The following is a 20,532-nucleotide window of genomic DNA, read 5'->3' on the forward strand; positions in this document are numbered from 1 at the left end:
TCACAGGATCAGGTCACGTAGATCGTCGGACAAAGCACCCGGCTGCTTGATTGCGGCTAAATCGGCATCAGCCACAGCGTTCCAGGCATCTTCATCCCACAGTTGAAATTTATTGAGTTGGCCGACCAGCATCGCGCGCTTATCCAGCTTGGCGTACTCGCGCAGACGCGGCGGCACCAGGAAACGACCACTGGCGTCCAGCTCAAGGTCAACAGCGTTGCCAATCAGCAAGCGCTGCAAGCGGCGGTTTTCTTCACGAAATGAGGCGAGTTCACGGAGCTTGGCTTCAATCAGCTCCCACTCAGACAATGGATAAACACAGAGGCAAGGGTCGATGGCATCAATCGTGACGATAAGCTGGCCAGCGCAACGCGATACAAGCTCGTCCCGATACCGACTTGGCATCGCGAGTCGCCCTTTGGCGTCGAGACTGATGACGTTTGCTCCACGAAACACGATTGCGTTTCCCCTTTTTTATTAGCTATCCATGCCCAAGAAACCCACTTTCTGCCACTTCTTACCACCCGCGCACACTATAGGAACGCACGCCCTCCACCGTCAAGGCATCCCCGGCGGGAAAACTCCTTATAGAACGGCGATTTAGCGCGCTTTCGAGGCGGCAGAATGAAGAACTAACGCGAAGTAACAGACACAAAAACCAGCCAGTTCAAAGAACTGAACTTCGAAGTTAATGTGATTTGTTAAGAGTAAGATTTTTTCGGTATTAGACGGGAAGCGAAACAGTGAAGCGGACGAATGAGGAAGGTGGAGAGTCGATCTGTAAGCCGGGTTCTGTCGAGGACAGTCATTCCTCTACGACGTACATCACTGCACGCCTTTAGCAACCTACCCGATTCCAGCGCGGGCCACGCCAATGGAACCCTATTTGGTCTTGCTCCGAGTGGGGTTTGCCTAGCCACGAACTGTTACCAGTCGCGCGGTGCGCTCTTACCGCACCTTTTCACCCTTACCGGCACCGAAGCGCTTAGGCGGTTATTTTCTGTGGCACTTTCCGTAGGCTCACGCCTCCCAGGCGTTACCTGGCACTCCGCCCTATGGAGCCCGGACTTTCCTCCCCCGCATTACGCAGAACGCAACACGGCAGCGACTGTCCGATCGACTCTCCGCCGACAAGGTTAACGACCTGCAGCGGATAGAACAAGGTTTAAGCGTCTTTCTGCTGCTCCAGTGCAACCTGATAGAGCACGTTCTTGCGCACCCCGGTGATCTCTGCCGCCAGCGCCGCCGCGCGCTTGAGTGGCATTTCCGCCAACAGCAGATTCAACACGCGCATGGCTTCGGCACTTACTGCTTCATCACCCTCTGGAGCCTGCCAGCCCGCGACCAGCACCACACATTCGCCACGCTGCTGATTGCTGTCAGATGCCACCCAGGTCGCCAGCTCGGCCAGCGGCATACCCTTGAGCGTCTCGAAGGTTTTGGTCAGCTCGCGCGCCAGCAACGCTGGACGCTCATCGCCAAACACCGCCTGCATATCCTGCAGACACTCCAGAATGCGGTGCGGGGCCTCATAGAAGATCAGCGTGCGCGGCTCTTCCTTTACCTGCTCAAGGCGAGCGCGACGCCCAGCCGTCTTAGCAGGAAGAAAACCCTCGAAGATGAATCGATCAGATGGCAAACCAGCTGCCGATAATGCGGCAATCAACGCACACGCCCCCGGCACCGGCACCACCGCCACACCGGCAGCGCGCGCTTGACGCACCAAGTGGTAACCCGGATCGGAAATCAACGGTGTACCCGCATCGGAGATCAGTGCCACATCATCACCGGCCAGCAGCCGCGCCAGGAAGCGACCACCCTGATCACGCTCGTTATGCTCATGACAGGCAGCCAGCGGCGTACCGATGCCGAAATGCTGCATCAGCCGCGCTGAATGGCGGGTGTCTTCAGCGGCAATCAGGGCCACGCTGCGCAGGATGGTGAGCGCTCGCGCGCTGATGTCATCCAGGTTGCCAATGGGCGTAGCCACCACATAAAGACTGCCAAAAGGCGAATTTGCAGCAGCGCAAGTGGTCACAGCACAACCCTCTAAAATCAACAAAGCGCGCATTGTAGCCCGTTTCCAACCTTCGACATCGCGTCACCCGGCGGGCTTGGGTACAATTCAACGCTCAATTTGATCAAGTATCAGGAACGCCCTACATGCCCACCCGCCTGATCGCATGCATGCGCCCCCTTTCTGCCCTCTGCCTTGCTGGCCTACTCGCCGCTTGTGCCAACCAGCCGTCCTCGAACTTGGGCGAGCTGCCACGCACACCGCAGGCCAGCATCGAACAACTGCTGCAGCAAGCGGCCGAGAGCCCGGCTGAGCAAGCTGACGCGCTACGTTTGTCGGCAGCCGACCTGGCTTATAAGCAGAAGGATCTGGCCCGCACACGCAGCATTCTTGAGCAGGTGCAGTTGGACAACCTGAAACCGGCCCAGCAGATCTACGCCAGCACCCTGCGCGCTGAGCTGGACATGAGCAACAACAAACCCAAAGCCGCCCTGCGCGCCCTGAGCCACCCGAGCATGGAGCGCCTCGGCGAGCTGCCGGTTGAACAGCAAGTGCGCAGCCAGCTGGTGCGCGCCAGCGCCCTACAAGCCACCGGGCAACTATTGGCGGCTGCACGCGAACGCGCTTTTATCACCCCACTGCTCAGCGGCGATAGCGCGACACAAAATAATAAGGCGATCTGGGCGCTGGTTTCCAGCCTACCGCTGACAGAACTACAAGCCGGCGGCGATGCCGATCTTGACGGCTGGTTGGAGCTGGCGCGCACTGCCAAGCGTGCCGGCACCTTGGAACAGCAGCAAAGCGCTATTGATGCCTGGGTCGCAGCCAACCCGCAGCACCCCGCTGCACAACAACTGCCGCAGGCGCTGGTCGAGCTGAAAAAGCTCTCCAGCCAGCCGCTTAGCGAAGTCGCCCTACTGCTGCCGCAGGAAGGCCAACTCGCGAACGTCGCCCGCGCCCTGCGCGACGGCTTCCTGGCAGCGCACTACCAAGCTCAACAAGCCGGGCAGAACGCGCCCAACATTCAGATTTTCGACAGTTCACGCATTGAGTCCATGGACGCCTTCTATGCCCAAGCCCAGACCGCAGGCGTGCAACTGGTTATTGGCCCACTGGAAAAAAACCTGGTTAGCCAGCTAAACAGCCGCGAACAACTGCCCATCACGACCCTCGCCCTCAATTACAGCGAAGGCAGCCAGGAAGGTCCCGCACAGCTATTTCAGTTCGGCTTGGCCGCCGAGGACGAAGCCCGCGAAGTCGCTCGCCGCGCGTGGGCTGACGGCATGCGCCGCGCCGTTGCTTTAGTGCCGGCCGGCGACTGGGGCGACCGCGTGCTTGCCGCCTTCCGCCAAGACTGGCAAGCCAAAGGCGGCACACTGATCGCTGCCGAACACGTTGATCAACCGGTCGAACTGGCCCGCCAAATCGCTGATTTGTTCCAGCTGCGCGAGAGCGAAGCACGCAGCAAACGCTTGCAAAACACCCTAGGCAGCGCAGTGGCCGCCGCACCATCACGCCGTCGCGACGTAGACTTTATCTTCCTCGCCGCGACCCCACAGCAGGCTCAGCAGATCAAACCGACTCTGGCCTTCCAGTACGCCGGCGATGTGCCGGTTTACGCCACCTCACATCTGTTTACCGGCACCCATAACCAGGCGCAGTACCTTGACCTCAACGGCATCATGTTCTGTGAAACGCCCTGGCTCCTGAACGTCAATGACCCACTGCGCCAGCAAGCCACCACACAATGGCCACAAGCAGGCGGCAGCCTGGGCCGTCTGTATGCCATGGGTGCTGACGCTTACTTACTGGCACCTCGTTTGAGCCAACTCAAAGCCCTGCCTGAAACCCGTCTTCAAGGCCTTTCTGGCACGCTCAGCTTGAGCCCAGCACAACGCATTGAGCGGCAACTGCCGTGGGCTGAGTTCCGCGACGGCCAGGTTCTACCGCTGGCTGACCGCATCAATTGAGCGAGCGCATCAGCACGCAACAACGCGGTGATGCTGCCGAAGCCTTGGCGCGACAGCATCTTGAGCAGCACGGCCTGCGCCTACTGGCGCAGAACTGGCGCTGCCGCCTCGGCGAGCTCGATCTGGTCATGCTCGACGCCGATACAGTAGTATTCGTAGAAGTCCGCTATCGGCGCTATAGCGCCTGGGGCGGCGCCGCAGAGAGCGTGGATGCACGCAAACGTGAGAAACTGTGCCGCGCTGCTCAACACTTTCTGCAACAAGAATCACGCTGGGTCAAGTACCCATGCCGCTTTGATGTGATTGCCATAACCGCCGACAGCCAAGCCCCCGCGCAACTGGACTGGATTCAAAACGCCTTTGATACCTGAACAGAAGCCCCACTGAAGGTTATATCTCCAATGGATATGCAAGCCCGTATTCGCCACCTCTTCCAAGCCAGCATTGAAACCAAGCAACAGGCCATGGAAGTGCTCATCCCCTTTATCGAGCAAGGCAGCCAGGCGATGGTCCAGGCACTGCTCAGCGAGGGCAAAATCCTCACTTGCGGCAATGGCGGCTCGGCCGGCGATGCCCAGCATTTCTCTTCTGAGCTGCTTAACCGCTTTGAACGTGAGCGCCCGAGCCTGCCCGCTATTGCCCTAACCACTGACAGCTCGACCATCACCTCGATCGCCAACGACTACAGCTACAACGAGATTTTCTCCAAACAAATTCGCGCGCTCGGCCAACCTGGCGACGTGCTATTGGCGATTTCCACCAGTGGCAACTCGGCCAACGTGATCCAGGCCATCCAAGCCGCTCACGACCGCGAGATGACCGTGGTCGCCCTCACCGGCCGTGATGGCGGCGGCATGGCCTCACTGCTGCTGCCGGAAGACGTGGAAATCCGCGTGCCTTCGAAAGTCACCGCACGCATTCAGGAAGTCCATCTGCTGGCCATCCACTGCCTGTGCGACCTGATCGACAGCCAACTGTTTGGGAGTGAAGAATGACCCGCTCACTACTGACCCTCGCCACCCTGGCACTGACTCTAACCCTGGTAGGCTGCGGCAACCGCAGCGTCGGCAATAAGATCGACGATCAGTTCATCCCCTCTGAAGTCAGCAACAACATTGCGCGCGCGCACATCGACCTGACCAGCCCAACCTCGCGCATCGTGGTCACCAGCTACAACGGCATAGTGCTGCTGGCAGGCCAGACACCCCGCAGCGACCTCAAGGCCATGGCCGAGCAGGCGGCGCGCAAGGTCAACAACGTGAAGAAGGTGCATAACGAACTGCAGATTCTGAAACCCACGTCACTGCTGGTGCGTAGCAACGACTCGCTGCTGACCAGCCGCATCAAGACGCAGATGCTCGCCGACAGCGCTGTACCGGGCACCCGCATCAAGGTGATCACCGAGAACGGTATCGTCTATATGCTCGGCGTGGTCTCACAAGCTGAAGCCACGCACGCCACCAACCTGGTGCAAAGCGTGTCCGGCGTACAGAAGGTCGTAAAACTGTTCCAATACACCAACTGATTACGCTGCCTGTGAACTGCAGGCGGCTAGACAGAGAATAAAAAAGGCGATCCTCGGATCGCCTTTTTTATTTACTTGACCACTTTCAGACTGGGCCTGCCACTCGGACGTGGCGGCTCGCCATTAGGCGGACCTTGATCATCGGGATCGTCGATCTCGTCACCGCCAAGCATCGACGGCTCTGCATCAAAGACCATGCCCTGACCATTTTCCCGCGCATAGATTGCCAATACGGCGGCAGCAGGGATGTACAGGCTTTGCGCAACGCCGGCAAAACGGCCCTCAAAACTAACCGCTTCGTTATCCATATGCAGATGACGCACGGCCGTAGGCGAAATGTTCAGGACAATCTGCCCATCGCTGGCAAACCCATTTGGCACTTGCACACCGGAAAACTCAGCATTAACCAGCAAGTGCGGGGTGCAGTCGTTATCCACGATCCACTCGTAGAGAGCACGAATCAGATAAGGACGACTCGACTTCATGACTTCCTCCTCGGGTTAACGCATATCGCGTTCGGCGGGCGACAGGCTAGCCTGGAACGCTTCACGAGCAAACTGACGATCCATGTAATCAAGCAGCGGCTTGGCGGGCTTTGGCAGCTCGATACCCAACACAGGCAAACGCCACAGAATCGGCAGCAGGCAGCAATCCACCAGACTCAATTCCTCACTAAGGAAGTACGCCTTGTCGGCAAACAGCGGCGACACGCCGGTCAGGCTTTCACGCAGCTCCTTGCGCGCTAACGCGCGAGCCGGCTCCTTGCTACGCGGATCGAGAATCAGGTCAACTTGGGCGCACCAGTCACGCTGAATACGATGAATCAACAGGCGGCTATTGGCACGGGCCACTGGATACACCGGCAGTAGCGGCGGATGCGGGTAACGCTCGTCCAGATATTCCATCACCACGGTCGACTCGTACAGAGCCAAATCGCGATCCACCAATGTAGGCAGGCTGGCATAGGGATTAACCTCCAGCAGCCCGGCCGGATAGCGGCCCTTTTCGACACTGATGATCTCGGCGCTGACACCCTTCTCGGCGAGCACAATGCGTACACGGTGGGAGTAGTGGTCGGCGGGGTCGGAGTAACAGGCCAACCGATTGGTCACGCCCATGGCGGTCCTCCTCGCTTATAAAGTTATGTGAAGCAGAAAAACCTACGCGCCCAAAGGGGCGCGTAGGTCAACAGCGGAGATGCAATAAATTAATGCACGTCCTTCCAGTATTCACGCTTAAGCAAGTAAGCAAATACGAAGAAGAAGGCAAGATACAGCAGAACGTAGGTACCAATGCGCTGACTTTGCAATTTGACCGGGTTAGCCGAATAAGCGAGGAAAGTCACCAGGTTCTGGATCTTTTCATCAAACTCTTCAGTGCTCAATGTGCCGGTCTTAGGCTCAACAGTCAGCTGGTCACAGGCTTCGTGAGTGATCGGCGTACCGGTCAGCGGATCGAACAGCTTCTTGCCGTCTTCAACTACTTGCACCTGCTTGCAACCAATCACTTGCTTACCCTGCAGGCCAACCAGAACGTTCGGCATGCCGACGTTCGGGAAGACCTTATTGTTGGCACCCAGCGGACGAGTTGGATCGTCGTAGAAAGTGCGCAGGTAGGTGTACAGCCAGTCGTTACCACGTACGCGGGCAACCAAGGTCAGATCAGGCGGCGCAGCGCCAAACCAAGCCTTGGCGTCAGAAGCCTGCATGCCGATCTTCATGTGATCGCCAATTTTAGCGTCATTGAAAACCAGGTTATCCAACATAACGTCATGCGGGATACCGAGGTCATTGGCGACACGCTCATAACGCTGATATTGAGCCGAGTGGCAGCCCATGCAGTAGTTGGCGAAGGTACGCGCGCCATCTTGCAGAGCAGCCTTGTCGGTCAGGTCGATAGCAACCTTGTCCAGCGGGTATTCAACGCCGCCTGCTGCAAAGCCCAAGCCTGGCAGAAGCGCAATTATTAGTGCTGCAAAATGCTTTTTCATCAGCCCGTTACCCTTTCCGGAACCGGTTTGGTTTTTTCCATCCTGGTGTAGAACGGCATCAGGATGAAGTACGCGAAGTACAGGAAGGTGCACACCTGCGACAGCAACGTACGACCTGGAGTAGGCGACAGAACGCCCAGTACACCAAGAATCACGAAGGAAACGCAGAACACCAGCAGCCAGGTCTTGCTCATCCAGCCCTTGTAGCGCATGGATCTAACCGGACTACGATCCAGCCATGGCAGCACAAACAGCACCGCGATAGCCGCACCCATGGCAATTACACCCAGCAACTTGTCTGGAACGGCCCGCAGGATGGCGTAGAACGGAGTGAAGTACCAAACCGGAGCAATGTGCGCTGGCGTTTTGAACGGGTTAGCCGCTTCAAAGTTCGGCTTCTCGAGGAAATAACCACCCATTTCCGGGAAGAAGAAAATCACGAAGCAGAAGATGAACAGGAAGACCACAACACCGACGATATCTTTCACGGTGTAGTACGGATGGAACGCGATACCGTCTAACGGAACGCCGTTCTCATCTTTCTTCTTCTTGATATCAATACCGTCTGGATTGTTCGAGCCAACCTCATGCAGCGCCAGAATATGCAGCACAACCAGACCGAGAATCACGATCGGCAGCGCCACAACGTGCAGGGCGAAGAAGCGGTTCAGAGTAATCCCTGAAATCAGATAGTCACCACGAATCCACTGAGTCAGGTCTGCACCGATCACCGGAATGGCACCAAACAGCGAGATGATTACCTGGGCGCCCCAATAGGACATCTGGCCCCATGGCAGCAAGTAGCCCATGAAGGCTTCAGCCATCAGCATCAGGTAAATCAACATACCGAAGATCCACACCAACTCGCGCGGCTTCTGGTAAGAGCCGTAGAGCAAGCCGCGGAACATATGCAGGTACACCACCACGAAGAATGCCGAGGCGCCGGTGGAGTGCATGTAACGCAGGATCCAACCGTACTCAACATCACGCATGATGTATTCGACCGAAGCAAATGCCTCTTCAGCCGACGGGGTGTAGCTCATCGTCAGCCAAACACCGGTAACGATCTGATTGACCAGTACCAGCAAGGCCAGAGAGCCGAAGAAATAGAAGAAGTTGAAGTTCTTTGGCGCGTAATACTTGGCGAGATGGTCTTCCCACATCTTGGTCGCGGGGAAGCGCGCATCGACCCATTCCATGAATTTACTCATCATGCTTGCTCCTGATCCACACCGATGATGATCACATCATCTGTCTCATACGTGTGCGGTGGCACTGGCAGGTTCAAGGGTGCAGGCTGAGACTTGTACACGCGACCTGCGAGGTCGTAGCGCGAGCCGTGGCAGGGGCAGAAGTAACCACCCACCCACTCAGCGCCCAAGTCAGCTGGCGCCACTTCCGGACGGAAGGACGGCGCGCAACCCAGGTGAGTACACAGACCTACCAGCAACAACACTTCCGGCTTGATCGAACGGGTTTTCGGATCGACATAGCTCGGCTGCTCAGACGCCTTGGACTCAACATCAGCCAGTTGCGGCTCGAGCTTTACCAAGTTGCTGAGGATTTCCTCGGTACGGCGCACGATAAATACCGGCTGCCCCCGCCATTCAGCAACCATCTGCTGGCCCGGCTCAATTTTGCTGACGTTCACCTTTACAGGTGCTCCGGCAGCTTTCGCCTTGGCGCTTGGGAACCAGGACCCTACGAACGGGACCGCGGCACCCACCGCTCCTGCAGCGCCCACCACAGAGGTGGCCGCTACCAGAAAGCGACGCCGGCCTGCATTCACGCCGTCATTGCTCATTCAGTCGTCTCCCATCAGCTTTATGGCCTGTTGGTCAGGCCTATACTAGGTAAAAATCGAGTCACGCAAAAATTTGTCAAATGGTAAAGAAAACCCCCTCTACTGACAAGGTAATTACCCGCGCAGAGCAGGCGCAACCCCTTACAAATCAGGCGATCCGCGGATGCGGCATGATGCCGCAGAACAAATAAGCGCCCATAAAAAATGCCCAACTTCGCAAGGAAGCTGGGCATTTCTTTGAACGCAGTAGCGAATTAACGCTTGGAGTACTGCGGACGCTTACGCGCTTTACGCAGACCAACCTTCTTACGTTCAACTTCACGGGCGTCGCGAGTCACGAAGCCAGCTTTACGCAGAGCAGGACGCAGCGCTTCGTCATAGTCCATCAGGGCACGAGTGATACCGTGGCGAATTGCGCCAGCTTGACCACTTACACCACCACCGACAACAGTGATGAAGATATCGAACTTCTCAGTCATCTCAACCAGTTCTAGCGGCTGACGAACAACCATGCGAGCAGTTTCGCGACCGAAGAAGCCGTCGAGAGTACGATTGTTGATAGAGATTTTGCCAGTACCAGCACGCAGGAATACGCGAGCGGTTGCAGTCTTGCGACGGCCAGTGCCGTAATTTTGAGTCGCCGACATAATGAACTATTCCGTTAAAACTTCAGTTCTTGGGGCTGCTGAGCAGTGTGGGGGTGAGCAGCGCCCGCATACACTTTCAGCTTACGATACATGTCGCGACCCAGCGGGTTCTTCGGCAGCATGCCTTTAACCGCGGTCTCGATCACGCGCTCAGGGGCTTTAGCGATCAGCTTTTCAAAGTTGATCGACTTGATGCCGCCCGGGAAACCGGAGTGGGAGTAGTACATCTTGTCAGTGGTCTTGGCACCGGTAACACGAATCTGCTCAGCGTTGATGATGACGATGTAGTCGCCGGTATCAACGTGCGGAGTGTATTCAGGCTTGTGCTTGCCACGCAGACGGCTTGCAACTTCGGTAGCCAGACGACCCAGGGTCTGACCTGCAGCGTCGACGACAAACCAGTCGCGCTTAACTGTTTCCGGTTTAGCAGTAAAAGTTTTCATTCTTTATAGCCTCAGGGGCCGCCCTGATAAATAAGACGGCGGATCTTACTGAATAGTGCGTACTTTGACAAGGTCAAAGGCAGCCGAAAACAGGCGCTATCGGGGGCTCGGGTCAGCGCGTCCGTAATACGGCAAGATTCTTCGGCAGGCGGCGCATCACTTCCACTGCAGAAAGAGGTGCGCAATTATGCAGATTGTGCGGAAAATATCAACACGATTCAGCCAACCGGATGTTCTCAAGGAGCTTAAATGGATTATCGCCAACTCGGCCGCACCGATATCACGGTCAGCAGCCTGTGCCTGGGCACCATGACCTGGGGCGAACAGAACAGCGCCAGCGAGGGTTTCGCCCAAATCGAGCGCGCCAAAGCCTACGGGGTCAATTTCATTGATACCGCCGAGATGTACCCAGTGCCGCCGCGCGCCGAGACCTACAGCAAGACCGAGCAAATCATCGGTGACTACTTCAACCAGCGCGGCGATCGCGCCGACTGGGTGCTGGCCAGCAAGATTGCCGGCCCCGGCAATGGCATCGGCTATATCCGCGACGGCCAGCTCAAGCACAACCGTGCGCACATCACCGCTGCGCTGGATGCCAGCCTCAAGCGCCTGCAGACCGACTGGATCGACTTGTATCAGCTGCACTGGCCAGAGCGCCCGACCAACTACTTCGGCCAGCTTGGCTATCACCACCAGGACAGCGACTTCACCCCGCTAGAAGAAACCCTCGAAGCACTGGATGAGCAGGTCAAGGCCGGCAAGATTCGCCACATCGGTCTGTCCAATGAAACACCCTGGGGCACCATGAAATTCCTGCAACTGGCCGAGCAGCGCGGCTGGCCACGCAGCGTATCGATCCAGAACCCCTACAACCTGCTCAACCGCAGCTTTGAAGTGGGCCTGGCGGAAATCGCTATCCGCGAGCAATGCGGCCTGCTGGCCTACTCGCCCCTGGCTTTTGGCATGCTCAGCGGCAAGTATGCTGACGGCGCACGCCCGGCCAGCGCACGAATCAGCCTATTCAGCCGCTTTACCCGCTACACCAACCCGGAATCAGAAGCGGCCTGCGCACGTTACGTCGCCCTGGCCCGCGAACATGGCCTTGACCCAGCGCAGATGGCCTTAGCCTTTGTTACCGCGCAACCGTTCGTCACCAGCAACATCATCGGCGCGACCAGCCTGGAGCAACTGGACAGCAACCTGGCCAGCAGCGAACTGAACCTCTCCGCCGAGGTGCTGACCGGAATCGAGGCCATTCATAAAGCCCAGCCCAACCCAGCGCCTTAGCCAGTAAGCGCGCCATAAAAAAGCCCGGCAGTAGCCGGGCTTTTTTATGCATTCAACGATTGATCAAAGCGAGCGGGCGATGATCTCTTTCATGATCTCGTTAGTACCGGCGTAAATACGCTGCACCCGCGCATCAGCCCAGGCGCGCGCCACCGGGTATTCCCACATATAACCGTAACCGCCGTGCAGCTGCACACACTCGTCCAGCACTTTGCACTGCAGGTCAGTGCCCCAGTACTTGATCATCGCCGCCGTCGGCACATCTAACTTGCCTTGCAGGTGCAGCTCCAGGCAGCGGTCGACAAACACTCGGCCAATTTGAATTTCGGTGGCCATTTCTGCCAGTTTGAAGCGGGTGTTCTGGAAATCGCTGATCGCTTTACCGAACGCCTTACGCTCGCGGGTATACTCCAGGGTCCACTGCAGCGCCGCTTCAGCCGAAGACAGCGCACCGATACCGACGGTCAAACGCTCCTGCGGCAGCTCCTGCATCAGATAAGCGAAGCCCATGCCGGCCTGACCTAGTAGGTTTTCCTTGGGCACGCGCACGTCCTGGAAGAACAGCTCGGAGGTGTCTTGGGCCTTCATGCCGACTTTTTCCAGGCGCTTGCCCTTGGAGAAGCCTGGCGTATTGGCCTCGACCAAAAACAGGCTGGTACCCTTGGCACCGGCCTTCGGATCGGTCTTGGCCACCACAATCACCAGGTCCGCGAGAAAGCCGTTGGTGATAAAGGTCTTCGAGCCATTGATCACGTACTCATCACCGTCCAGCACAGCAGTGGTTTTCACGCCCTGCAGGTCGGAGCCAGCGCCCGGTTCAGTCATAGCGATGGCTGTAACCATCTCGCCGGACACCAGTTTGGGCAGGTAATGCTGCTTCTGCGCCTCGCTGCCGTAATGCAGGATGTAAGGTGCGACGATATCCGAGTGCAGGGAGAAGCCGATGCCCGTCAGCCCCAGGCGACCGACTTCCTCAATCACCACAGTGCTGTAGAGAAAGTCCGCCGCCATGCCGCCGTACTCTTCCGGAACATGCGAGCAAAGCATGCCCGCCTCCCCTGCCTTGTTCCACAGCGCGCGGTCAATATGGCCGTCCTTTTCCCACTGCTGATGAAACGGTACGGCTTCCTGCTCAAGGAACTTACGCACACTGTCACGGAACTGTTCGTGCTCAGAGCTGAAAATCGTTCTGGGGATCATGGCAACACCTGCTGGATTGATCGATATCGAAAGTGATCTCGACTTTAGCCAAGCAAACGCTTGGTCACACTGGACACAAACGCCAATAAATAAGACGATCCAGCCAGCTCATGACCACTTAGCCTTAATAAGAATACTAAATATGCCAAACACGTCATCCGCTCCGCTGCGCCGCGTCAGCATTTTGGCCACCGAGGGTGTATTCGCTTCAACGCTGATGCAGGCCAAGGATTTCTTTCATATGGCCAGCCTGCGTTACGGCAAACAGCAGGGCCTAGGCCTGACGCCAACCTTTGAAATTCATCTGGTCAGCCCGGATGGCCAGCCCGTGCGCAGTTTCAGCGACGTGCTGATTCCGGTCGATGGCGCGCTGGGGGAGGCCGACGTGATCATCCTGCCGGCCTTCTGGGATGACTTCGACGCACTCTGCCAGCGCCATCCACAGGTACTCAGCTGGCTGAAACAGCGCCACGCCGCTGGCAGTGCGATTTGCGGTGAAGCCACCGGGGTGTTCTGGATGGCCCAGACCGGCCTGCTCGATGGCAAGGAAGCGACCACCTACTGGCGCTTCTTCAACGAGTTCGCCGAGCGCTTCCCCAAGGTGCTGCTCAACCAGGAAAAGCACCTGTCGGATGCCGATAACCTTTACTGCGCCGGCGGCGTGACCTCGGCCTGCGACCTGTATATCTACCTGATCGAGCGCTTCTGCGGCGCCAGCGTAGCCCAGGGCGTGGCCCGCGACATTCTGTATGAAGTGCAGCGCAACTACGCCCCAGGGCGCATCGGCTTTGGCGGGCAAAAGCTGCACCACGACATGACCATCCTGCAGATCCAGCAGTGGCTGGAAGATCACTTCGCCGACAAGTTCCGCTTCGAGGATGTCGCCCGCGAACACGGCATGAGCATCCGCAACTTTATGCGCCGCTTCCAAACCGCCACCGGCGATAAACCGCTGCACTACCTGCAGCGCCTGCGCATCGAAACCGCCAAGGGCCTGCTAAGCGCCACCCGCAAAAGTATCAAAACCATCAGCTACGAAGTGGGTTACGACGACGCCAGCTTCTTCGCCCGACTGTTCCGCCAGCACACACAACTATCGCCCAACCAGTACCGCCGCCAGTTCCAACACAAAGACAGCCCGGCCTAATCTCAACAACCCAGACGTGTGGGAAGGCAATAAAAGGCGCTGAACTTAAACGTAAAAAGGCTGCCCACTGGCAGCCTTTTTTACTTAGCACCGCAGCCTTGTCAGGGCTTGTTGCGCTCCAGCGGCTCCAGCTTCGCCCACAGGGCCTGGGCCTCTTCGGTCAGCATGGAATAACTGCGAATATCGCCATTGCGCTGGGCCAGCATGGCTTCTTCCAATTTGGCGCTGTATTGCTGGCGCAGCTTCTTTGCGGGATCACGTTTAAACAAACCGAACATGCCTGATACCTCTGCCAAGAAAAACGCTGGGATAAGCGCTTGTTAAGCTTAATTCAGCCACGCGCTCAACCCAGCGCACAGATGTAACAAGGTACTAAGGCGTTAACCGTGGTCGCGGATTTTTTGCAACGCCTGCGACATTTTCGCTGCCGGCACCCGCTGCAGGTTGCACAGCAGCTCATGGGAAATATCGGCAATGCCATGGCGCTCGCGCAGCAGGGCGGCCATAAAACAGGTGAGATTGGCGGCCATTTCCGCATCGGCCAGCGCCCGGTGCGCCTTGCCCGTATCGGGCAGACCAATCCACTGGTTGAGGTTACCCAGCTTATGGCTGGGCGCCATCGGCAGCAGGCGTCGTGACAACAACAGGGAGCAGGCAAACGGCTGCATGCGCTGGCGGCGAATCAGCGCCAGTTCGGCGTCCCAGAACTTCTGATCAAAACTGGCGTTGTGCGCGAGCAGCGGACGATCACCGACAAACGCGGCAACCTCCTGCATCACCTGTGCCGCAGGTGGTGCGGTGCGCAGCATGGCGTTGCTGATACCGGTGAGCTGCTCGATAAACGGCGGCACCCAGGCGCCGCTGTTCATCAGGCTCTGGTAGCGCGCGACGATCCGCCCGTCTTCGACAATCACCACCCCGATTTCGGTGGCGCGCGCCTGTTGGGCCGGCGACATGCCGGTGGTTTCAAAGTCGAGTACAGCGATGGAATCAGCAAGCATTAATCAGTTTCTCAACAACAGGCTGCCTTCAATCGGCACGTAGCGGCTGGCGGCGCGCACCAGCGATTGCGCGGTCAGGCCCGGCACGCCATAGGCAATGGCCTCAACGCCGTGACTGCTGCGGATTTTTTCCAGGAGCAAATCAAAGTCGCCATCGCCCGAGGCCAGCACCACCTCATCCACACGCGGCGCAGCGTCCATGATGTCGATGGTGATACCCACATCCCAATCACCCTTGGCCGAGCCGTCGCTGCGCTGGATATAGGGTTTGAGTTTTACCGTAAAACCGAGGTTGCGCAGGATCTGCTGAAACTGCTGCTGCTTGTGATCACCACGGTCGATGGCATAAGCATAGGCTTCGACAATCTGCCCATGCTGGCTGATATCAGCCCACAGCGCGGCGTAATTGAAGTGACACCCATAGGCCTGGCGCACGGTGTAGTAGAGGTTCTGTACATCGGCGAATACGGCGATCTTCTTCACCGGCAATCCTCATAACGGGGCGATAAGCGCTGGGCAGTATGCCAGAAGGCGGCCGCCCGCTGCGCCGTGATCAATTGGAGCGCCCGGAGCAATCAGCTAGAGTGGCGGCTGCCCTCCTCAACGCGCGCCCTCATGAACCTGCTCTCTGTACTTCGTGACTCCTGGTACTTCTTCAGTCATAACCTGGCGGCCATCGCGCGCCTGTGCCTGCCACTGATTGTGCTCGAAGGCCTGTTGCTGCAACAGGTCAGCAGCCTGGTGCCAGCCGAATCTGCCACTTACTGGCCGGTTTGCTGTTTTACCCACTGTACAGCGCCGCGCTGATTCTGTTTCTCGCGGCGCGCAGCCAAGGCCAGCAACCCCGTAGCCGCGATTTGCTTGCTGCTGGCTTGCGCTTATGGCCACGCTTTGCCCTGCTGGCCGGGCTTAACACCCTGGCCATTTTGTTGGGCGCATCGCTGCTGGTGCTGCCGGGGTTATGGCTGATGGTCAAACTGGCATTTGCGGAGTACCTACTGGTACTGCGCGGCCTGAGCCCGCTGAAAGCGCTGCAGGAAAGTTTTGAAATGAGCACCGGCTACTTCTGGCCCATGCTCGGTTGCATCCTGATTATCATGCTGCCGCTCTGGTTGCTGGACGGCTGGAGCCAAACCAATGAAGCCATCGCCGGCAATGCCCTGACCAGCCTGCTGCTGGACTGCGCCAGTCGCTTTCTCCAATTATTCTCAAGCGTCGTAGTGTTTCGTCTATTTATGCTGCGCAGCGCTCAACCCGACGTCGAGTAGGCGCCAGCAGCGTCGCCTGGCATAAGCCACTAGAAACGCCCCGTACGCGGTGGTTTCAACCCAGACAACCGCGGTAGCAACACACGTTCGAACACCCGCGGGAAAAACCGCGCCAACAGCCGCGCACGCCAGTCGACATTCGACAGCACCAGCAGCCGACGGCGTTTCAACGCGCCTTGATAAATCGCCTCGGCGACATCCTGCGGCGAAGCGACCTTGCCCATTGCCAGCGGTGGCTGCGCGGCCACCGAACCGTCGCCCACCAGAGCATTTTTACGTAGGTCGGTGGCGGTAAAGCCCGGGCACACCAGCATCACATTGACCCCAGAACCTTTCAGCTCATAACGCAGGGTTTCAAACAACCCATGCAGGGCATGCTTGCTGGAGTTGTAGGCGCTGCGGTAAAGCAGCGGTGCGAAGCCTGATAGCGAACTGAGCACAATGATCTGTCCGCCACGAGCGATCAGGCTGGGCAGCGCCGCCTTGGTGCAGTGCAGCGCGCCAAAATAGTTAACCGCCATAATCCGCTGGAACACCGCCAGCTCGGTCTCGGCAAAACTGCTGCGGTGGGTAATACCGGCGTTGTTAACCAGCACATCGATACCGCCAAAACGCTCGACGGTCAGCGCCATCGCCCGCTCCACTGCTGCGGCATCAGCCACATCGCAGAGCACCCCCAGGGCCTCGGCGTTGTGGTGATCGGCCAAGTGCTGCACCAGGCTGTCGAGCGCTTGCTGCTCCAGATCGAAAATGACCAGCCGTGCGCCCGCCTGGGCTAAGCGCATGGCCAACGCCCGCCCGATGCCGGCGCAACCGCCCGTAATCAGCACAACCTTACGGTCGAATACTTTGTTGGTGAATACCTTGCGGTACATAACCTGCCCCCGACCCGGTAACTGCAAAAAAGCTACTACAACCTGTTATAGCCGCCATCGCAACAGGCCGCTGCCCACCTGAGCTGGCAATCACAGGCATGCACACCAGCAGCCTTACTCACTGGCGACTGCAACGCGCTGCAAACACAGCCACCATCGCACCACCACACAACGGCCGCGCGAATGATCTACTTGCGCGGTTTAGCCCGCGCCGTCGGCTCGGCGATCAAGGGATCATCAGGCCAATAATGCTTCGGGTATCTGCCCTTTAAATCCTTCTTCACATCGGCGTAGGTGCTGCGCCAGAAGTTGGACAAATCCTGGGTCACCTGCACCGGCCGCCGCGCGGGTGACAACAGGTGCAACTTGACCACCTGGCGGCCGCCGGCGATGCGCGGCGTATCCGCCAGGCCGAACAGCTCCTGCAGTCGCACCGCCAACACAGGCGGCTGCTCGCTGTAATCCAGGCTGATGCGCGAACCCGACGGCACCTGCACGCTGCGTGGGGCCAGTTCATCGAGACGTTGCGGCAGCGGCCAGGGCAGCAGGTTCAGCAACAGACTGGGCAAATCCAGGTTGGCGAAATGGCTGAGCCGGGTGACGTTATCCAGATAGGGCTGCAACCAGTTCTCCAGCGTCGCCTGCAAGGCAGCATCACTGACATCCGGCCATTCGCTGGCGTCTTTGCTGGCCAGATCCAGCGTTCGCAGCAACGCCACCCGCGCCTGCCACTGACGTAGTTCCGGCGTCCAGGGCAGCAGCGCCAAACCCTTGCGCCGTACCAGGCCGAGCATGGCGCGACTGCGCTGTTGCGCATCCAGCCCGGCCAGCGGCTCACGCGACAACACCAGCTCACCGACCTTGCGCTGCCGTTCGGCGCGCAGGGCACCCTCGCGTTCATCCCAATCCAGCACGTCCAAGTTGCTGACCTGCTCGGCCAGCACACCCTCGAACAGCTGAGGTTCCAGCTCGGCGGCCAGGTAGATGCGCTCCTCACGCTGGCCCTGGCGACTGCCCAGGTCAGCCACCACCAGCCAGCTGTGTTTCATCAGGCCATCGACTTCGGCAAACAGCGCCGCCCGTCCGTTGGCCAGTCGGTATTCAGCTCCGCCGTCACGCCGCTGCTGAGCGATACGATCCGGGTAGGCAAACGCCAGCAACGCGCCCAGCCAGCGCGGGTGCTCGGGATCGCTGACCGCCTGCGGGCTGGGCCGGCGCTTGAGGTAACCCTGAAACTGCCGGGCCAGTTGCCGGGCACGTTGCACCCCGCCCTGGCTGCCGCGCGCGCCGCGTGACTCACCCGCCAGCAGGGCCAACCGGCTGTGCAGATCAGCCCCCGCGCCGCGCAGAATGTCGCGCTCGCCGAGCAATGCCGCCAGATCACAGGCCAATGGGCCAAGGCCCAACTCCTGGCCGCGCAGCAGCAGATGGGCAATACGTGGATGAGTCGGCAGCTCGGCCATAGCCTGGCCGTGGCTGGTCAGTAAGCCCTGGGCATCCACCGCGCCCAATCGCGCCAGCAGCTCCAAAGCCTGGGCATAGGCGGCTGCCGGTGGCGGATCAAGCCAGACCAGTTCAGCCGGCTGCACGCCCCAGCGCACCAGTTGCAGGGCCAGACCGGCGAGGTCGGCCTGGAGCATTTCCGCCGTGCCGTAGGTCGCCAGCTGTTCATGTTGCGCCTGCGACCACAAGCGATAGCAGACGCCCGGCTGCAAGCGCCCGGCCCGCCCGCTGCGCTGGGTAGCGGAAGCGCGGGAAATGCGCTGGGTGTCCAGGCGTGTCATGCCGCTGTTCGGGTCAAAACGCGGCACCCGCGCCAGGCCAGCATCGATCACCACCCGCACACCCTCGATGGTCAGGCTGGTTTCGGCGATATTGGTCGCCAGCACCACCTTGCGCAGGCCCGCCGGTGCAGGTTCGATGGCGGCGCGCTGGGCGCTGAGGTCGAGCTCACCATGCAGCGGGCAGAGCAGAATATCGCGGCGTCCGGCGAGGGCCTCGGCCAGCTGTTCATTGACCCGGCGGATCTCCGCCTGCCCTGGCAGAAACACCAGCAGGCTACCCGGCTCATCAGCCAGCGCCTGCAACACGCACTGCAGCACTTTCGGCTCAAGCCACTCGCCCATCTGCCAGGGCGCGCCCCAGCGGATATCCACCGGAAACATGCGCCCTTCGCTGCGCAGCACCGGCGCATCACCGAGCAGGCCCGCCAGCCGCTCTCCCTCTAGGGTCGCCGACATCAGCAACACCTTCAGCGGCAGCTCGCCGGAGTCCGCGCCACGGAACATCGCCCGGCCATTCAGGCACAGCGCCAACGCCAAGTCCGCATCCAGGCTGCGCTCGTGGTATTCATCGAATATAACCAGGCCGACGCCTTCCAGCGCCGGGTCATCCTGCAGCCGCCGCGCCAGGATGCCTTCGGTGACCACCTCGATACGGGTACGCGGGCCGACCTTGCTGTCCAGGCGGATGCGGTAACCGACGGTTTCCCCCACCGCCTCGCCTAGCTCGCGGGCTAAACGCTCGGCCGCAGCACGCGCTGCCAGCCGGCGTGGCTCAAGCATGATGATGGTCTGCCCGGCCAGCCAGGGCTGGGTCAGCAGCGCCAGCGGCACACGGGTGGTCTTGCCGGCACCGGGCGGCGCTTCCAGCACCGCTTCATCACGCAGGGCAAGGGCCTGGCACAACTCAGGCAACAGCACATCGATTGGCAGGGAATTCATGCGGACTCCATTCAAGGCGCAGGATTATAACGGCGAACCTGTAGAGCATTGGTGCTGTCTCAGTTGCAGGCATTGCTTCGCAAGAAATGCAGCAGCAGCGCCTGACGCAACGGCATTGCGACACAGGCATTGGTATAGTTGCGCCACTTTTTCCATGGAGATGTTCAATGCGCACTCAAACCCGCGTTATCGGTGGCCTTATCGTCGCCGCGCTGCTCACTCAACTGACTGCCTGCGGCACCCTGTTCTTTCCGGAACGCCGCGGCCAGATCGAAGGCCGTATCGACCCTGTGGTAGCCGGGCTCAATGCAATCGGCATCCTCTTTTTCGTGATTCCGGGGCTGATCGCCTTTGGTATCGACTTCACCACCGGCGCGATCTACCTGCCCGGCGGCAAGACCGCGCAGGTTGACCCGCAAGACTTGCAGAATGTGGTGGATGCTGACGGCAAGATTGACGCCGCCACGCTCAAGGCGCTGATTGAAGTACAGGCGGGCCAAAGCCTGCCACTGGATGACCCACGCCTGATCCAGCACAGTGGCAGCGCCGAGCAGTTGGCAGCCTATGGTCTGCGCCCAACAGCCTAGTAACCTGCCGACGATCAGCTGCGCGTCGGCCCTGCTGCGTTGAAAATA

Annotated in this window: 22 protein-coding genes, 1 other RNA gene and 1 pseudogene; 8 read left to right on the plus strand and 16 right to left on the minus strand. The window is 59.2% G+C overall.

The features are described 5' to 3' along the window. The 3 genes from mraZ to rsmI form a co-directional block, all read right to left on the minus strand. Positions 1–456, minus strand: coding sequence for a division/cell wall cluster transcriptional repressor MraZ (mraZ, locus tag AC0J6G_RS13115; RefSeq protein ID WP_475248378.1), 456 nt, complete (start codon positions 454–456; stop codon positions 1–3). A 309-nt stretch (positions 457–765) separates the two neighbouring features. Beyond that, an RNA gene (rnpB, locus tag AC0J6G_RS13120) (RNase P RNA component class A) lies at positions 766–1,124 on the minus strand. 41 nt (positions 1,125–1,165) lie between these two features. Further along, positions 1,166–2,071 carry a 16S rRNA (cytidine(1402)-2'-O)-methyltransferase gene (gene rsmI, locus AC0J6G_RS13125; RefSeq protein ID WP_475248380.1) on the minus strand — a complete coding sequence of 302 codons (906 nt, stop codon included), beginning with the start codon at positions 2,069–2,071 and terminating at the stop codon, positions 1,166–1,168. A gap of 104 nt (positions 2,072–2,175) precedes the next feature. Here rsmI and AC0J6G_RS13130 point away from each other — a divergent pair, with 104 nt between their 5' ends. The 4 genes from AC0J6G_RS13130 to AC0J6G_RS13145 are packed head-to-tail and all read left to right on the plus strand — an operon-like array spanning position 2,176 to position 5,512. Next, positions 2,176–3,987 carry a penicillin-binding protein activator gene (locus tag AC0J6G_RS13130; RefSeq protein ID WP_475253740.1) on the plus strand — a complete coding sequence of 604 codons (1,812 nt, stop codon included), beginning with the start codon at positions 2,176–2,178 and terminating at the stop codon, positions 3,985–3,987. Continuing rightward, entirely contained in the window at positions 3,984–4,358 is a 375-nt protein-coding gene (locus AC0J6G_RS13135) for a YraN family protein (protein ID WP_475248382.1), read from the plus strand. The genes AC0J6G_RS13130 and AC0J6G_RS13135 overlap by 4 nt, the downstream gene beginning before the upstream one ends. A gap of 30 nt (positions 4,359–4,388) precedes the next feature. Continuing rightward, positions 4,389–4,982, plus strand: a complete 594-nt coding sequence (locus AC0J6G_RS13140; protein WP_411180633.1) for a phosphoheptose isomerase — start codon at positions 4,389–4,391, stop codon at positions 4,980–4,982. Then, on the plus strand, positions 4,979–5,512 hold the full coding sequence (locus AC0J6G_RS13145; RefSeq protein WP_475248384.1) for a BON domain-containing protein: 534 nt from the start codon (positions 4,979–4,981) through the stop codon (positions 5,510–5,512). Before AC0J6G_RS13140 ends, AC0J6G_RS13145 begins: the two co-directional genes overlap by 4 nt. A 71-nt stretch (positions 5,513–5,583) precedes the next feature. Here AC0J6G_RS13145 and AC0J6G_RS13150 read toward each other — a convergent pair whose 3' ends face one another. From AC0J6G_RS13150 to rplM, 7 genes are all read right to left on the minus strand, one after another. Beyond that, complete coding sequence (locus tag AC0J6G_RS13150) at positions 5,584–5,997, minus strand: ClpXP protease specificity-enhancing factor (RefSeq protein ID WP_475248386.1); 414 nt, start codon at positions 5,995–5,997, stop codon at positions 5,584–5,586. Positions 5,998–6,012: 15 nt separating this feature from the next. Then, positions 6,013–6,630, minus strand: a complete 618-nt coding sequence (locus tag AC0J6G_RS13155) for a glutathione S-transferase N-terminal domain-containing protein (RefSeq protein ID WP_475248388.1) — start codon at positions 6,628–6,630, stop codon at positions 6,013–6,015. Positions 6,631–6,719: 89 nt separating this feature from the next. Then, positions 6,720–7,502, minus strand: coding sequence for a cytochrome c1 (locus AC0J6G_RS13160; protein WP_475248390.1), 783 nt, complete (start codon positions 7,500–7,502; stop codon positions 6,720–6,722). Then, positions 7,502–8,713, minus strand: a complete 1,212-nt coding sequence (locus AC0J6G_RS13165) for a cytochrome b (RefSeq protein WP_475253742.1) — start codon at positions 8,711–8,713, stop codon at positions 7,502–7,504. The genes AC0J6G_RS13160 and AC0J6G_RS13165 overlap by 1 nt, the downstream gene beginning before the upstream one ends. Beyond that, on the minus strand, positions 8,713–9,306 hold the full coding sequence (gene petA / locus AC0J6G_RS13170; protein ID WP_475248392.1) for a ubiquinol-cytochrome c reductase iron-sulfur subunit: 594 nt from the start codon (positions 9,304–9,306) through the stop codon (positions 8,713–8,715). The genes AC0J6G_RS13165 and petA overlap by 1 nt, the downstream gene beginning before the upstream one ends. Before the next feature lie 254 nt (positions 9,307–9,560). Next, positions 9,561–9,953, minus strand: a complete 393-nt coding sequence (rpsI, locus tag AC0J6G_RS13175) for a 30S ribosomal protein S9 (protein ID WP_475248394.1) — start codon at positions 9,951–9,953, stop codon at positions 9,561–9,563. 14 nt (positions 9,954–9,967) lie between these two features. Continuing rightward, positions 9,968–10,396 (minus strand): 50S ribosomal protein L13, encoded by a 429-nt coding sequence (gene rplM, locus AC0J6G_RS13180; RefSeq protein ID WP_090249152.1) that lies wholly within the window; start codon positions 10,394–10,396, stop codon positions 9,968–9,970. Positions 10,397–10,645: 249 nt separating this feature from the next. Here rplM and AC0J6G_RS13185 point away from each other — a divergent pair, with 249 nt between their 5' ends. After that, complete coding sequence (locus AC0J6G_RS13185) at positions 10,646–11,683, plus strand: NADP(H)-dependent aldo-keto reductase (RefSeq protein ID WP_475248396.1); 1,038 nt, start codon at positions 10,646–10,648, stop codon at positions 11,681–11,683. Positions 11,684–11,746: 63 nt separating this feature from the next. Here AC0J6G_RS13185 and AC0J6G_RS13190 read toward each other — a convergent pair whose 3' ends face one another. Continuing rightward, on the minus strand, positions 11,747–12,883 hold the full coding sequence (locus tag AC0J6G_RS13190) for an acyl-CoA dehydrogenase family protein (protein ID WP_475248398.1): 1,137 nt from the start codon (positions 12,881–12,883) through the stop codon (positions 11,747–11,749). Between the two features lie 241 nt (positions 12,884–13,124). Between AC0J6G_RS13190 and AC0J6G_RS13195 the strand changes: the two genes are divergently transcribed. Beyond that, complete coding sequence (locus tag AC0J6G_RS13195; RefSeq protein WP_475253744.1) at positions 13,125–14,030, plus strand: GlxA family transcriptional regulator; 906 nt, start codon at positions 13,125–13,127, stop codon at positions 14,028–14,030. Positions 14,031–14,131: 101 nt separating this feature from the next. On the opposite strand, the gene AC0J6G_RS13200 is transcribed toward AC0J6G_RS13195, so the two are convergent. From AC0J6G_RS13200 to AC0J6G_RS13210, 3 genes are all read right to left on the minus strand, one after another. After that, positions 14,132–14,308: a DUF6435 family protein gene (locus AC0J6G_RS13200; RefSeq protein WP_475248400.1), complete on the minus strand. Its 177-nt coding sequence runs from the start codon at positions 14,306–14,308 to the stop codon at positions 14,132–14,134. Between the two features lie 102 nt (positions 14,309–14,410). Further along, positions 14,411–15,031, minus strand: coding sequence for a 3'-5' exonuclease (locus tag AC0J6G_RS13205; protein ID WP_475248402.1), 621 nt, complete (start codon positions 15,029–15,031; stop codon positions 14,411–14,413). Positions 15,032–15,034: 3 nt separating this feature from the next. After that, positions 15,035–15,514, minus strand: coding sequence for an NYN domain-containing protein (locus AC0J6G_RS13210; protein WP_298187283.1), 480 nt, complete (start codon positions 15,512–15,514; stop codon positions 15,035–15,037). A 132-nt stretch (positions 15,515–15,646) separates the two neighbouring features. On the opposite strand from AC0J6G_RS13210, the pseudogene AC0J6G_RS13215 reads away from it, so the two are divergent. Continuing rightward, positions 15,647–16,299, plus strand: a pseudogene (locus AC0J6G_RS13215) (hypothetical protein). 29 nt (positions 16,300–16,328) lie between these two features. Here the strand turns inward: AC0J6G_RS13215 and AC0J6G_RS13220 are convergent. Beyond that, entirely contained in the window at positions 16,329–17,174 is an 846-nt protein-coding gene (locus tag AC0J6G_RS13220; protein ID WP_475248404.1) for an SDR family oxidoreductase, read from the minus strand. A 188-nt stretch (positions 17,175–17,362) separates the two neighbouring features. Further along, on the minus strand, positions 17,363–19,897 hold the full coding sequence (gene hrpB, locus AC0J6G_RS13225; RefSeq protein ID WP_475248406.1) for an ATP-dependent helicase HrpB: 2,535 nt from the start codon (positions 19,895–19,897) through the stop codon (positions 17,363–17,365). A gap of 167 nt (positions 19,898–20,064) precedes the next feature. Between hrpB and AC0J6G_RS13230 the strand changes: the two genes are divergently transcribed. Next, positions 20,065–20,484 carry a polyribonucleotide nucleotidyltransferase gene (locus tag AC0J6G_RS13230; RefSeq protein WP_475248408.1) on the plus strand — a complete coding sequence of 140 codons (420 nt, stop codon included), beginning with the start codon at positions 20,065–20,067 and terminating at the stop codon, positions 20,482–20,484. Positions 20,485–20,532 lie beyond the last annotated feature (48 nt).

Source organism: Pseudomonas sp. TS_SC_3, from assembly GCF_056156225.1.